This is a genomic window from Bacillus bingmayongensis (assembly GCF_000299035.1).
In the GTDB taxonomy this organism is placed as follows: domain Bacteria; phylum Bacillota; class Bacilli; order Bacillales; family Bacillaceae_G; genus Bacillus_A; species Bacillus_A bingmayongensis.
Map to the genome: position 1 here is coordinate 396,620 of NZ_JH921519.1, position 13,611 is coordinate 410,230.

General features: G+C 36.9%; 12 protein-coding genes. 3 read left to right on the top strand and 9 right to left on the bottom strand.

The window, feature by feature from the left end:
- The 4 genes from Y7E_RS30265 to Y7E_RS0123080 all read right to left on the bottom strand — a co-directional run.
- On the bottom strand, nt 1–1,939 hold a 1,939-nt coding region (locus Y7E_RS30265), incomplete at its 3' end, for a Cna B-type domain-containing protein (protein ID WP_017153598.1).
- Between the two features lie 325 nt (nt 1,940–2,264).
- Nucleotides 2,265–2,447: a hypothetical protein gene (locus tag Y7E_RS33745; protein WP_237741411.1), complete on the bottom strand. Its 183-nt coding sequence runs from the start codon at nt 2,445–2,447 to the stop codon at nt 2,265–2,267.
- A 1,169-nt stretch (nt 2,448–3,616) separates the two neighbouring features.
- Nucleotides 3,617–5,287, bottom strand: coding sequence for an arginine--tRNA ligase (argS, locus tag Y7E_RS0123075; RefSeq protein WP_017153599.1), 1,671 nt, complete (start codon nt 5,285–5,287; stop codon nt 3,617–3,619).
- Nucleotides 5,287–5,724: a YwiB family protein gene (locus tag Y7E_RS0123080; RefSeq protein ID WP_017153600.1), complete on the bottom strand. Its 438-nt coding sequence runs from the start codon at nt 5,722–5,724 to the stop codon at nt 5,287–5,289. Before Y7E_RS0123080 ends, argS begins: the two co-directional genes overlap by 1 nt.
- A 203-nt stretch (nt 5,725–5,927) precedes the next feature.
- Here Y7E_RS0123080 and Y7E_RS0123085 point away from each other — a divergent pair, with 203 nt between their 5' ends.
- Nucleotides 5,928–6,914, top strand: a complete 987-nt coding sequence (locus tag Y7E_RS0123085; protein ID WP_017153601.1) for a S66 family peptidase — start codon at nt 5,928–5,930, stop codon at nt 6,912–6,914.
- Nucleotides 6,915–6,939: 25 nt separating this feature from the next.
- Here Y7E_RS0123085 and Y7E_RS0123090 read toward each other — a convergent pair whose 3' ends face one another.
- Nucleotides 6,940–7,302 carry a YxeA family protein gene (locus tag Y7E_RS0123090; protein ID WP_017153602.1) on the bottom strand — a complete coding sequence of 121 codons (363 nt, stop codon included), beginning with the start codon at nt 7,300–7,302 and terminating at the stop codon, nt 6,940–6,942.
- Between the two features lie 234 nt (nt 7,303–7,536).
- Here Y7E_RS0123090 and Y7E_RS0123095 point away from each other — a divergent pair, with 234 nt between their 5' ends.
- Nucleotides 7,537–8,574, top strand: a complete 1,038-nt coding sequence (locus tag Y7E_RS0123095; RefSeq protein WP_017153603.1) for a PTS sugar transporter subunit IIC — start codon at nt 7,537–7,539, stop codon at nt 8,572–8,574.
- A gap of 351 nt (nt 8,575–8,925) precedes the next feature.
- Here the strand turns inward: Y7E_RS0123095 and speB are convergent, their stop codons facing one another.
- From speB to Y7E_RS0123120, 4 genes are all read right to left on the bottom strand, one after another.
- The gene (speB, locus tag Y7E_RS0123105; protein ID WP_017153604.1) at nt 8,926–9,798 is read right to left on the bottom strand and encodes an agmatinase; all 873 of its coding nucleotides are present in this window, start codon (nt 9,796–9,798) and stop codon (nt 8,926–8,928) included.
- A 309-nt stretch (nt 9,799–10,107) separates the two neighbouring features.
- Nucleotides 10,108–10,935, bottom strand: a complete 828-nt coding sequence (gene speE, locus Y7E_RS0123110) for a polyamine aminopropyltransferase (protein ID WP_017153605.1) — start codon at nt 10,933–10,935, stop codon at nt 10,108–10,110.
- Nucleotides 10,936–11,121: 186 nt separating this feature from the next.
- Complete coding sequence (locus Y7E_RS0123115) at nt 11,122–12,285, bottom strand: MFS transporter (protein ID WP_017153606.1); 1,164 nt, start codon at nt 12,283–12,285, stop codon at nt 11,122–11,124.
- Between the two features lie 5 nt (nt 12,286–12,290).
- Nucleotides 12,291–12,698: a MerR family transcriptional regulator gene (locus Y7E_RS0123120; protein WP_017153607.1), complete on the bottom strand. Its 408-nt coding sequence runs from the start codon at nt 12,696–12,698 to the stop codon at nt 12,291–12,293.
- A 151-nt stretch (nt 12,699–12,849) separates the two neighbouring features.
- Here Y7E_RS0123120 and Y7E_RS0123125 point away from each other — a divergent pair, with 151 nt between their 5' ends.
- Nucleotides 12,850–13,575: a glycerophosphodiester phosphodiesterase gene (locus Y7E_RS0123125; protein ID WP_017153608.1), complete on the top strand. Its 726-nt coding sequence runs from the start codon at nt 12,850–12,852 to the stop codon at nt 13,573–13,575.
- The last annotated feature ends 36 nt before the right edge of the window (nt 13,576–13,611 follow it).

Below are 13,611 nucleotides of genomic sequence, written 5' to 3' on the forward strand. Positions count from 1 at the left end.
CTAAATCTGTAAACGCATATTTCCAATCGCTTGCTGCGCTCACTTCTTTTGTTGCGATTACTTGGCCATTTTGTAGTAGGTCTACTTTGATTGTTTCCGGACGTCCTTCACCATTTCCGTCCTTCCATATCTTCTTTCCCTCTACTTTTGTTTGCGCCACTTTTGTATTTGTAATGTCATAACCGTTGACTTCTGTTTGATATCCATCTATCGGTTGTTCTTTTACTTCATACTTATATGCTTTGCCATCTGCATCGTATACCTCTAAATCTGTAAACGCATATTTCCAATCGCTTGCTGCGCTCACTTCTTTTGTTGCGATTACTTGGCCATTTTGTAGCAAGTCTACTTTAATCATCGTCGGACGATCTTTCGAATTGTCGTCTTTCCATGTTTTCGTTCCTTCTACTTTTGTTGTTTGTACCACTTTTGTATTTGTAATGTCATAACCATTTACTTCTGTTTGATATCCGTCTACCGGTTGTTCTTTTACTTCATATTTATATGCTTTTCCGTCTACATCGTATGCCTTTAAATCTTTAAATTCATATTTCCAGCCGCTTGCTTCTGTTACTTCTTTTGTTGCGATCACTTTACCATTTTGTAGTAAGTCTACTTTGATTGCTTTCGGACGATCTTTCTCATTATCGCCTTTCCATATCTTCGTTCCTGAAACAGATGTAGCTTTCACTTTATTCGAAATTGGCAACTTAACTCCATTTACAGCACCTGATTGAACTTCAAAACTTACTTTTGCTTGAGGATCAAAATCAATATGGTTTGGAGCTGAAACTTCTTGCACATAATATTTGCCTGGTTGTAAATTAGAAATTTCAATTATACCTTGTCCATTTGTTATATATACATCTCCAACTTGTTCACCCGACTCTTTATACAACTTAAACGAAACATTCGGTATTACTTTGTCTTCATTTCCTTCAATATGTTTAACAATTTTTAGCGTTCCTTTTGGAATCTCGTTACCTTCAGCACCACCGTTAGATGTTATATTTTCGACTTTGGCACTATTCGAATCAAAAACTGGTTCTTTGTTTTCCACTTGATACTCAATCGTATAATCATTCTTAAAAAATTCTTGTTTCTTTCCGGTTTCCGTTATAGTAGCAGTATAACCAATCGAAAATTTGTTACCACTTGCTTTATCTTTATTAAACACAAATTTAAATGAGTTATCACTATTAAACGTAACTTTTCCGTAACCTTGAGCTTCAAAGTCTTTCAGCGATAAAGAAATTTTGTCATTAACGTATATATAGAAACTATCTTTATTCAGTGTTTGACCTTCTTGCAAACTATCAGACAAAACAATATCAGTATTTAATTTTTCACGATTATAGTTTACATTCAAGAACCAACGAACTTCATCGGTATTATCCGGCTGAATATCACCAATTTTGTAGAAAAACGGCCCCTCTCCAGGTTCTGTACCACCACCACTGCTTGGACCGGTAATCGTTACCGTTTGCTTATCTAAATTTGTACCTAAATTGGTTTCAACCTCTTTTGTTTCATCCGTCGCTACATTAGTAGCTTGAACGTTAAAAGTAAAAAACCCGTTAATATTTTGATGTGTGTTCACTTTATCATTAAATGTACATACCACAGTACCCGCAGTTACTTTACAAGTACCATAATCATCTAACTGAATCGTTCCATTAAACCCTTTTAATTCTGGAGGCATTGTTAATGTTAGTGTATCTCCAGGCTGCAGCTTAACTCCATCTTTTTCACTGAAGTTCACAGTTATTTGAGTCCGTTCTCCGTAATATAGATCTGTTTTATCAATCTTAAAACTATCTACAAGTCCTAATGTATTTAGCTCTTGTGCATTTACTATTATAGGTAGAAAACTCTGACCTATAGTAAACATAAAAATCATCATAATCGAAAAAATCGAAGTTATTCTTTTTAAATACATACTTTGTGTGATTCCCTCCTATAAAATTGAATGCATATAAATCCTGGTACAAACATACTATGACAAAGATTCTATTATTCAATGTCATTAAGCTATTTTCCTTAAATATGTTTGATAGCTATTATCATCCTTTTCTCTTTTTTCAACTCTTCTATTACTTATAGACTTGAAATTTGCTTTTTATATAGATTCATCTAATTTCTTCGACATGTCTAAACTGTGTTATTTCTGGTCTATATTGTTTACCAAAAATAGATAAAGGAATTCAAATTACAAATACACATGAACAGGTCATAGGACAACTTCAAAGTCAGGAGAAGACAATTCAACAAGCATTCACGATAAAACTCATGACAGTCATTCGTCCTATTATGCCGTAAGGTTCCCGAAATTTCTTCATATCCAGCGCAAACGATTGCTCAATACGCGAAAATTTCATTGCGGATAAGTATGGACGAGCTACTTCACAGCAAATATGCATTTGGTAAACTTCCATAATTATCTTCATAAAGAATAACAAGAAGTACAGCGTGCAATCGAATTTTTCACACCAGCCGAAGAAAGTTATGACTTTGAAACGTGCTAGGATACTTGTATCCTAAAGAATGTCACTGAAGATATGTTTTCTGTCATCATGCATCAAGGTGAAATTAGCCATATGTTAAAACGTTTTATATTTCGTTGCACAACTGAGCTACACACCGAAACAATCAGACAAGAAATGTTCCAATATAAGCACTATATGATAAAAAATGCTCCGGACGAAGTATTGTTTTCCTATGAAGATAAAAGTCAAATTCTCCAAATCTGAATACAGTGGAACGAATTTGGGGGTAAATAAAAAAGAGTATACTGGGCAACTAATTTCATGTAAATCGTGCAAAAATATGAAATTCAGCCTTTTCATTTTTGGAGTCTATAAATGAGTGTCGAGAAAAAGTAATTTGCCTAATGGATCTATGGCTATGACGAAGAATTAAAATGAACTTATACATGCATTTCACTTACTCGCTAAGAAGAGTTAGCTTTTCTAGGGCGACATTACATTTTAATATCGAGAGATTTATATGTACAAGTGATGATAATATCAAAATCGAGAGATTTATATCCTTTCATTATTTTTATCAAATCATGAAAACTTGAGTTGGACTATATGTACTATTTTAGACATAAAATCCCTAGTTTTTTGACTAGGTTGGAAGTTTTCAAGATTAATTACTAATTGTGTAGATACTTGGTTAGATGAAGTGTTATTTTAGTATTTGGCATAGCTGTAACCACGTTTTTTTACAACAATCACACCATTCCCTGGTAACATTCTACCAACTAATACTACATGTACGGCTTTTTGATAAATTTACCCCCAACAACCTATTATTCTAGAATCATTCTAAAAAATCAATAGTTAATTGGTGTTTTTCTATTTTACTTTTATCACTACAACATATATTTGTCACATATATTAGAGTAAAAAACTGAAACAGAAAAAGAGATGGCTTTGCCATCTCTTTTTCTGTTTCAGCCCCTCCTCATCAAGCCATACATGAGGTTCTCCCTATACGACTTTTCGGTGTGCTTCTTTCTTTGACGTCTGATCAGTCTATAGACTGATCAGACGTTTTTATGTCAACTTGTGTATCACTGCTAAACAAAAATAGGTATCTTTTCTTTTACCTATTACATTTTCTCCGGCGCAGATACACCTACTAATGCTAATGCATTTTGAAGTGTGATGCGTACTGCACGCATTAATTCGTAACGTGCTTTACTTAACTCTAGGTTATCTTGGTTTAATACTTTTTCTGCATTGTAGAAGCTGTGAAGTGCAGCTGCTAATTCAAATGCATAGCTTGTAATGCGGTGTGGTAGGCGTTTTTGCGCTGCGTCTGCAACTACTGCTGGGAATTCACCAAGTTTTTTCAGTAATTCTACTTCTTTTTCAGAAGCAACCAGTTTGTAGTTTACATCTCCGCCTGCAGTTAATCCAAGTTCTTCGCCTTGACGCAGGATACTGCATACGCGTGCATGAGCATATTGTGCATAGTATACAGGGTTTTCGTTAGATTTTGATACAGCTAAGTCCATATCGAAGTCTAAATGAGAATCACTACTACGCATTGCGAAGAAGTAACGCATTGCGTCCACGCCTACTTCTTCCATAAGCTCACGAAGTGTAACAGCTTTACCTGTACGTTTGCTCATTTTCATTTTTTCACCATTTTGGTATAGTTGTACCATTTGGATGATTTCTACTTCAAGCGTTTCTTTATCGTAACCAAGTGCTTGAATTGCTGCTTTCATACGAGGAATGTAACCGTGGTGGTCAGCACCCCAAATGTTGATTAATTTATCAAATCCGCGCTCTAATTTATCACGGTGATATGCGATATCTGGCGTTAAGTATGTGTAAGAACCGTCGTTTTTAATTAATACGCGGTTTTTATCATCACCGTAAGTCATTGAGCGGAACCAAGTTGCGCCTTCTTCTTCAAAGATTTCATCACGCTCTTTTAATACTGCAAGAGCTGCGTCAATTTTTCCGTTTTTGTATAATGATGTTTCTGAGAACCATACATCAAACTTAACACGGAAGCTTTCTAAGTCTTTTTGAAGTTTTGCTAACTCATATTTTAAACCGTACTCACGGTAGAATTCGTAGCTTTCTTTTGCATCGGCTTTTGCATAACGATCACCAAACTCTTCAGCTAAACTTTGTCCGATTCCAATGATGTCCGCGCCGTGGTAACCGTCTTCTGGCATTTCTTTCTCTAAACCTAAAGCTTGCATGTAACGAGCTTCAACAGAAAGTGCTAAGTTATGAATTTGGTTACCAGCATCATTAATGTAGTATTCACGCGATACATCGTATCCTGCTTTTGCTAATACGTTACATAATGTGTCACCTACTGCTGCACCACGTGCATGTCCTAAGTGAAGGTCACCTGTTGGGTTTGCAGATACGAACTCAATTTGTACTTTTTCACCTTTACCAGTGTTTGTTTCACCGTAAGCCTCGCCAGCTGTAACAATTGCCGGAATTAGGTCTGTTAAGTAACTGTTATCCATGTAGAAGTTAATAAAACCAGGACCAGCAATTTCAATTTTTTCAATAGAAGCTTTTGCTTTGTCGAAGTTTGCAATTAGCTCTTCTGCAATCATACGAGGTGCTTTTTTCGCAACACGCGCAAGTTGCATCGCCATATTTGTAGAGAAGTCACCATGTGTTTTGTCTTTTGGGGATTCTAATACAACGTTTGGAATTTGTTCTTCTGTTGCTAATTCAGCTTTTAATACCGCCGCTTTAATTTCGTCTTTAATCAATTCTTTTACTTGTTCTAAAGAGTTCATTATTTTGCCTCCTTCAAATTAATCGTAATTGTATATCGACCCGCTTCTTGTTCACTTAGAAGCAATGCATACGTTAAAAAGAGTTGTCCTTTTTTCTTCTCATCCGACCATTTAAAAAGAACATTATCGGTTTTCGTTTGCAATGCAAACGTACCAAGTTCACTCGTATACGTACCAGTTGTCCATTCACCTTTCGCATGCGTCTGACGCATAGAAACAGCACCTGAACGCATGATGAGAACTTGTTCACCTTGAATTTTAATGATTGTCTTCACTTCGCCTTGTTCGTTCGGCTCTTGAAACGTTACGTATGTACTTTGACCTTTTACATAGTATTGACCATTTGCGTCAAAAGCAATAGTTTCCTTTCGTGCCCCTTCACGGATTTCTGTTACGAAATGAACGTGCACTGGCAAGCCTGCAAGTTGTTTTTCCACGTCTTGCACACCTTTCAACATGTTATAGATATTAAATAAAGTTTATAATAAATCACTTTTCCTATCATATCAAAAAAAGCCTGTGTCTGTCTGCTGAAAAATCAGGAAAACTCTGTTTCAAAAAACAATTTATAAAGAACCGTCTCTTATGATAAAATATCTTTTAAATCTAAATTTTCTATCATTAAAAGGGGGTGCTTCAAATGATACCACCAAAATTAAAACAAGGTGATGAAATTCGAGTCATTTCACCATCTTGTAGTTTAAGCATTGTATCAGATTACAATCGAGAACTCGCTATTAAGAGAATAACAAATATGGGCTTTCGTGTTACATTTTCAAAAAACGCGGAAGAACTCGACCGTCTTGCTTCTTCTTCTGTTTCTTCCCGTATTGATGATCTTCATGAAGCTTTCGTTGATCAAAATGTGAAAGCAATCTTAACAACACTTGGAGGATATAATTCCAATGGGCTACTAAACCATATAAATTATGATCTGATTCGCAGTAATCCCAAAATTCTCTGTGGGTATTCTGATATTACCGCTCTAGGCAACGCGATTTATACAAAGACTGGCCTTATTACATATTCTGGTCCTCATTTCTCTTCATTTGGAATGGAGAAAGGGCTTGATTATACAATCGATTACTTTTTAAAATGCATGACTGCTGAAGAGCCGATAGAAATACACCCTGCTGAGACATGGAGCGATGATTCTTGGTACATGGACCAAGAAAATCGAACTTTCTTTCAAAATGAAGGCTATGTTTCTATATATGAGGGCGAAGCAGTTGGTGAAATTGTTGGTGGCAATATGAGTACCTTCAATTTACTGCAAGGAACAGCATATATGCCAAGCTTACGAGACAAAATATTATTTTTAGAAGAAGATGCTCTCACAGGAAAAGCTACAGTTAAGACTTTCGATCGTTACTTACACTCTCTCATGCAACAGCCGGATTTTGAACATGTAAAAGGCATTGTGATTGGACGACTACAAAAAGGATCTGAAGCTGTCATAGAAGATATCCAAGAGATAATTTATTCGAAACAGGAGCTTTCTCACATTCCTGTAATTGCAAATGCCAACTTCGGTCATACAACTCCAATTTTCACTTTCCCAATTGGTGGACGTGTGAAAATTGTTTCCGGTCAAACAAACACAGCGATTACAATTTTAAAGCATTAAAAAAGGAGCGAACACTTCGCTCCTTTTATACTTTCTGTAATTGTTTTAAGGCTTTTTCTGGAATTTCTTCTTTTGAAATTTCAGCCCAGCCTTTTCCTTGCATTCCCTTCGCATAAATTTTTATAAAAGCACCTGGATGCAATTGACGGTTCACCATCTTTTTAATCGTCTGCTGCTTTCCATCTTCTGCATATCCTTTTAATGTATACAAATATTCATCGTCTATTTTCTCACCCTTATTTATAACCGCGTAATAATCTTGTATTTCTTTATTTGAAAAGAAGTTATCGACAAACGCCTGAACACCTTCTGTTTTTGTTTGTAAATAATATGCCGTACCACCTAAAACAATGGCAAAAACGGCTAAAACCTTTATCACCAATTTCATGCATGTACCTCCTATATATACCTTGCTTCGTATTCACGTAATCATATTTGTAATTATACATAAAAGGGCATACTATCCTCTATTGAAATCTCTTACACTTTCCTTACACTATTGTAAGAAAGAGGCGTTTATAGTATTTTCCTAATAAAAAAATTTTCCGTTTAAGCAACTTTTGTATTATTATTGAATAATACAAATTTTTATAACAAATATCAAAAAGGAGACAGTTTTCAAATGGCTATCTTACAAGGTTTAGCACTACTACTTGTTGTACTTTTTCTTTTCACACTGTTTAGCTACCGTGCTCCTTACGGAATGAAAGCGATGGGTGCTCTGGCCAACGCTGCAATCGCAAGTTTTCTTATTGAAGCATTTCACCGTTATATCGGTGGAGAAATGTTTCATAATAGCTTTTTGCAATCGGTTGGACAAGCCTCTGGTAGTATGAGCGGTGTCGCAGCTGCAATTTTAGTGGCACTCGCAATTGGTGTATCTCCTGTATATGCTGTTTTAATCGGTATTGCCACTAGTGGATTTGGTATTTTACCAGGCTTTTTTGCTGGATATGTTTGCGCCTTTGTCGTGAAATTTCTCGAGAAGAAATTGCCAGCTGGCGTGGAATTTCTTGCAATTTTATTCATTGCAGCACCACTTTCACGCGGAATGGCTATGCTTATGGATCCGGTTGTGAATGCAACACTTGGAAAAATCGGTTCTATTATTTCAATTGCAACCACAGAAAGCCCGGTTACTATGGGGATTATGCTTGGCGGGCTCATCACAGTTATCTCTACATCTCCATTAAGCTCCATGGCGCTAACTGCTATGCTTGGATTAACAGGTTTACCAATGGCTATTGGTAGTCTCGCAGTAGCAGCCTCTGCTCCAATGAACTTTATTTTCTTTAAACGTTTAAAGATCTGTTCAAAGAAAGATACAATTGCTGTAGCAATTGAACCATTAACACAAGCTGATATCGTAGCAGCAAACCCAATTCCAATCTATACGACAAACTTTGTCGGTGGTGCACTTGCTGGTATTATTACATCCCTATTCCAACTTGTAAACAATGCACCTGGTACGGCATCACCAATTCCAGGACTCCTTGTTCTCTTTGGATTCAACGATGTAATGAAAGTAGCGATTGCAGCTATATTATGTGGAATTGTGACTACAATTATTGGTTATATCGGAACAATTATTTTCCGTAAGTATCCAATTCGTTCCGCCGATGAAATTCGCGGAATCACTTCTGAAGAAAAAGTTGCATAAGAAAAAGGAGCTAGTTCCATGGGGTGGAACCAGCTCCTTTTTTCTTATAAACTCATGTCGAATTTTGCAGAAGCGTCGATATATGGATGCTTCGAGCCGCTTCCGCTTTTACTCTATCCAGCTACAGCGGCTAGAATGCTCGGTGGCTTCGCTTCTTCCTACGAGGCAAAAATCGCCTCTACGTCAGAAGCTCCATCCCACTCCCATTCTGAACGAGCCGCTTCTGCTTTTACTCTATCCAGCTACGCCTCCTAGACCCTTGCGCCCTAAGAACCCTCCCTGCCAAAAGGTAAAAAGAACCTTTTGCAGGAAAGAACCTTAGCCACCGGTTCTAAACAGTCGGCTCCGCTTTTATTTTACCCAACCAAGAAGCATTTCCCGCACGAATTTGCTTGCTGCGATTGGTGTTTGGTCACTATGATCATAGACTGGAGCTACTTCTACTAAGTCTGCTCCAACTACTTTTATATTTGAATTTGCAATTGCTACGATGGAATCTAATAGTTCTTTAGATGTGATACCACCAGCCTCTAATGTCCCTGTTCCAGGAGCATGTGCTGGGTCTAATACGTCGATGTCAATTGTGACATAGACTGGGCGTCCTGCAAGTTTTGGTAATACTTCTTTCAACGGTTCTAATACGTCAAATTTGTATAGGTTCATGCCCACTTCTTTCGCCCATTCGAATTCTTCTTTCATTCCAGAACGAATTCCGAAAGAATATACGTTTTCCGGACCAATTAAATCGCACACTTTACGAATTGGTGTAGAGTGAGATAAAGGTTCCCCTTCATATGACTCACGTAAATCAGTATGAGCATCCATATGAATGATTGCTAAATCCGGATATTTTTTTACCATTGCCTTAAAAATTGGCCAAGACACTAGGTGCTCACCGCCGAGACCTAGTGGAAACTTACCGGCATCTAATAGTTTTGTTACATATTCTTCAATCATGTCTATACTGCGCTGTGGATTTCCGAATGGTAACGGAATATCGCCAGCATCATAATATTTTACTTCTTCTAGTTCACGATCTAAATATGGACTATATTCTTCTAGTCCAAGTGATACTTCACGAATACGTGCAGGGCCAAAACGAGAACCTGGACGGTAGCTTACTGTCCAATCCATTGGCATCCCGTAAATAACAGCCTCTGACTCTTCAAAACTTGGATGACTTTTAATAAATACTTTACCTGAATAAGCTTCATCAAAACGCATATTCTTTTCCTCCTTATGTGGAACTTAAGGTATCCCAACCTTTCATTATTTCTCAAATTTGGAGCGCTGTACTCCTCTTTCTCGATTTACCTCAATCTTCTTTTAACGATGAGAAGATTATTTTATTTATAGAAGTGTAAGCAACTAGCATGCTCAAATCTTTTGGACGTGCACCTTAAATGAGCTACTTACACTTTCATCTATTGTCCAAGACCTCGTGCCTAAAAACCTTCCACATAAGAAAGTAAAAAGCACTTTCTGTGTGAAAGAACCTTAGCCGTCAGGCCTGAATAGTCGACTCCACTTTTATTATTTAATTAAATCCCCAACGAACTTAGGTAATGCGAATGCTGCTTTATGCAGTTCTTTTGTGTAATATTTCGTTTCGATTTCGTGGAAACGCTCTTCGCTTACTTCTAATGGATCGTGTTTTTTAGATCCGATTGTGAATGTCCAAAGTCCACTTGGGTAAGTTGGAATGTTTGCTGTGTATAGACGTGTAATTGGGAAGATTTCTTTTACGTCTTTAAACACAGTTGAAATTAACTCTGGTGTAAACCAAGGGTTGTCCGTTTGAGCAACGAAAATACCGTCTTCTTTTAACGCTTTAGAGATTCCAGCGTAGAATCCTTTTGTAAATAAGTTTACTGCTGGTCCTACTGGCTCTGTAGAGTCAACCATAATTACGTCATATTCATTTTCGCTTTCTGCGATGTGTAAGAAACCGTCTCCTACTTTTACTTCAACGCGCTCGTTATCTAACGCACCTGCAATTGATGGTAAGTACTGTTTAGAGTACTCGATTACTTTACCGTCGATTTCAACAAGTGTTGCTTTCTTTACACTTGGGTGCTTTAATACTTCACGGATTACACCGCCATCACCACCGCCAACAACTAATACGTTCTCAGGGTTTGGATGCGTAAATAAAGGTACGTGTGCTACCATTTCATGATACACGAACTCGTCCTTTTCTGTTGTCATAACCATGCCATCTAAAATAAGCATATTTCCAAATTCTTCAGTTTCAACCATATCAAGCTTTTGAAATTCTGTTTGCTCCGTATGTAATGTGCGGTTAATACGCGCCGTAATTCCAAAATGTTTTGTTTGTTTTTCAGTGAACCATAGTTCCATCGTACAATCACGCCTTTCGCTGCAAATTTATAATAGGGACATCATTAATGTCCCCTAACAAAAATAAAACAAAACATACAAAATGTATAGTTAAAAGTACAAAAATACCGAAAATATATTTTGGTAAAATTGTTTTTGTTCGTAAATTGTAAAAATACTATATTTAACAATAAAGAAAACCCTTTCTTAAGAAAGGGTTTCTGCTTCTAATTTGGAACCTTCTCGAACAGGAATCAAAATTATGATACAACCAACTAATACAACGATTCCCCCCACTAAAAATGGACTTTGTGGCGAAATTACATGACCGATAATTCCAGATAAAATAGGAGCAATCGCTCCGCCAAGCCAACGGACGAAATTGTATACACCAGACGTAATAGATCTTTCATAAGGTGAAATATCCATGACATAACTTGTATATAAAGCGTTATTTAATCCAGATGCTAATCCAGATAAAACGATAAGAACAATTTGTAACCACATTACTTTCACAAAGAATAACGCAATTAACAGGATCGCAAATACAAATAAGCTAAATCTTAACAATGCTTTTGGTTCATATTTCCCTTCTAATTTATGCGCTAATATAGCCGATCCGTATGCTAACGCAAGTCCCCAGCCGCAAAATACGAAACCAAGCTGAATTGCCGATAAATGCATAATAAGTGGTGAATATGCTAATACAACGAAAAATCCATAATAATATAACATGCCTGAAATTGCACCTTGCATAAACGGTTTATATTTAATTAGGTTAAGTAATTCTCCTACTCCAGCTGCTTTACGCTTTACTTTGCGCTCCGGTTCTTTTACAAAAAAGAAAACAAGAATAAATGCTAATAAAATTAAAAGACTTGTCGCAAAAAATGGATATCGCCAAGAATGTCCACCGAGTAGTCCTCCTAGTAATGGACCACCTGCCATCCCTAAACCAATCGCAGCCTCATATAAACCTACCGCTTCATGTACTTCTTTACTAAGAGAAATTAATAATGTCATCGCTGTTGCGAAAAACATCGCATTTCCTAGCCCCCATCCGGCACGGAAAAGAGATAGCTGTGCAATCGTTTGTGATATACCACATATAAAAGCAAATACAGTTACAATCGATAAACCAATTGTCATCATTCTCTTATCGCCAAACCGTGCTGCAAATAAACCAGCTGGTAGCATCATAATTGCCATCGTTAAAATATATGCTGTAAATAACATTTCCACTTGCCAATGTGTTGCACCGATTTTCTCAGCGATAATTGGCAAAATAGGATCGACTACCCCGATACCCGAAAAGGCAAGGAAGGTAGCCAGTACTGTAATCAATCTCCCCAATTTTTGTTTGCTCTCCATATTCATTACTCTCCTTTTGTTTCCTCCAAGAATCTAGTTGCACGCTCTAAACTATTCTCTAATTCTGCTTTCACGCGCTCCATTTGTTTCATTTTTGTATCGAGCGTTCCTACTTGGCTCTCGAGCATTTCCTTAATTTCTTGAATCACTTCACGGTCACGTGGATTGTCACTATTTCGTCTTTGCTCCATACGCTCTTTCAATGATAAGAAATGCTGCATTTCTTGAAGTGTGATTCCTAATACTTCTTTCGCTTCTACGATCTTTTTAATACGAGCAATATCCTCATCCGTATAAAGACGAATATTTCCTTCACTACGCTCCGGCGGATGAATTAAACCAATTTCCTCATAATAACGAAGCGTACGTTTGGTTAACCCAACCTGCTTTGTTACTTCATCAATCTTATACATGTATATTCCTCCCTTCATCACATTATTACATTTTACGTTAACGTTAACTTTTATGCAACTGTTATAATTTTGTAAATGTTTGGCATATAGATTGTATTTTTTTCATCGCAGTTTCATAATGAAAGAAATGAACTCATAAGGAGATTTTCAGATGAAAAAAACGCTTATTTTTGCCCATCGCGGAGTGAAAAGTACACATCCAGAGAATACAATGATTGCTTTCCAAGAAGCAGAACGTGTTGGTGCCCATGGCATTGAACTTGATGTTCATCTTTCGAAAGACAGTGAGCTTGTTGTAATTCACGATGAAACTGTTGATCGTACAACAAATGGAATTGGACTTGTTTCTGAAAAGACAGTAGCGGAATTACAGGCGCTTGATGCAGGAAGTCATAAAGATCCTTCTTTTTACGAAGCCAAAATCCCAACCTTACGCGAAGTACTTATTTGGTTATCTACGACGAATTTACAACTTAATATTGAATTAAAAACAGACGTAATCCACTATCCCGGTATCGAAGAGAAGGTTGTCGATCTTGTTCGTGAATATCACCTTTCAAACCAAATTATATTCTCATCATTTAACCATAATTCTGTTTCTTTACTTGCAGAACTTGCACCTGAAATTCCAAGAGCTATCTTATATGACGAACCAATTGCTGATCCACTTGCTGAAGCAAAGAAAAGGGAAGCGACCGGATTACACCCGAATTTTAAATTGTTAACAAAAGAATTTGTACAAGCTGCACAAGAGCAAGGCTATGTTTTCCGCCCCTATACAATCAATGAAAGTAAAGACTTACAAACCATGATCAATTACGGTGTAGATGTTATTATTACAGACTGGCCAATGCGTGCTTTTGAGCTCCTTTCTTAATTAAAGGAGCTCTTTTTCATTTTGTGTTTAAAATAC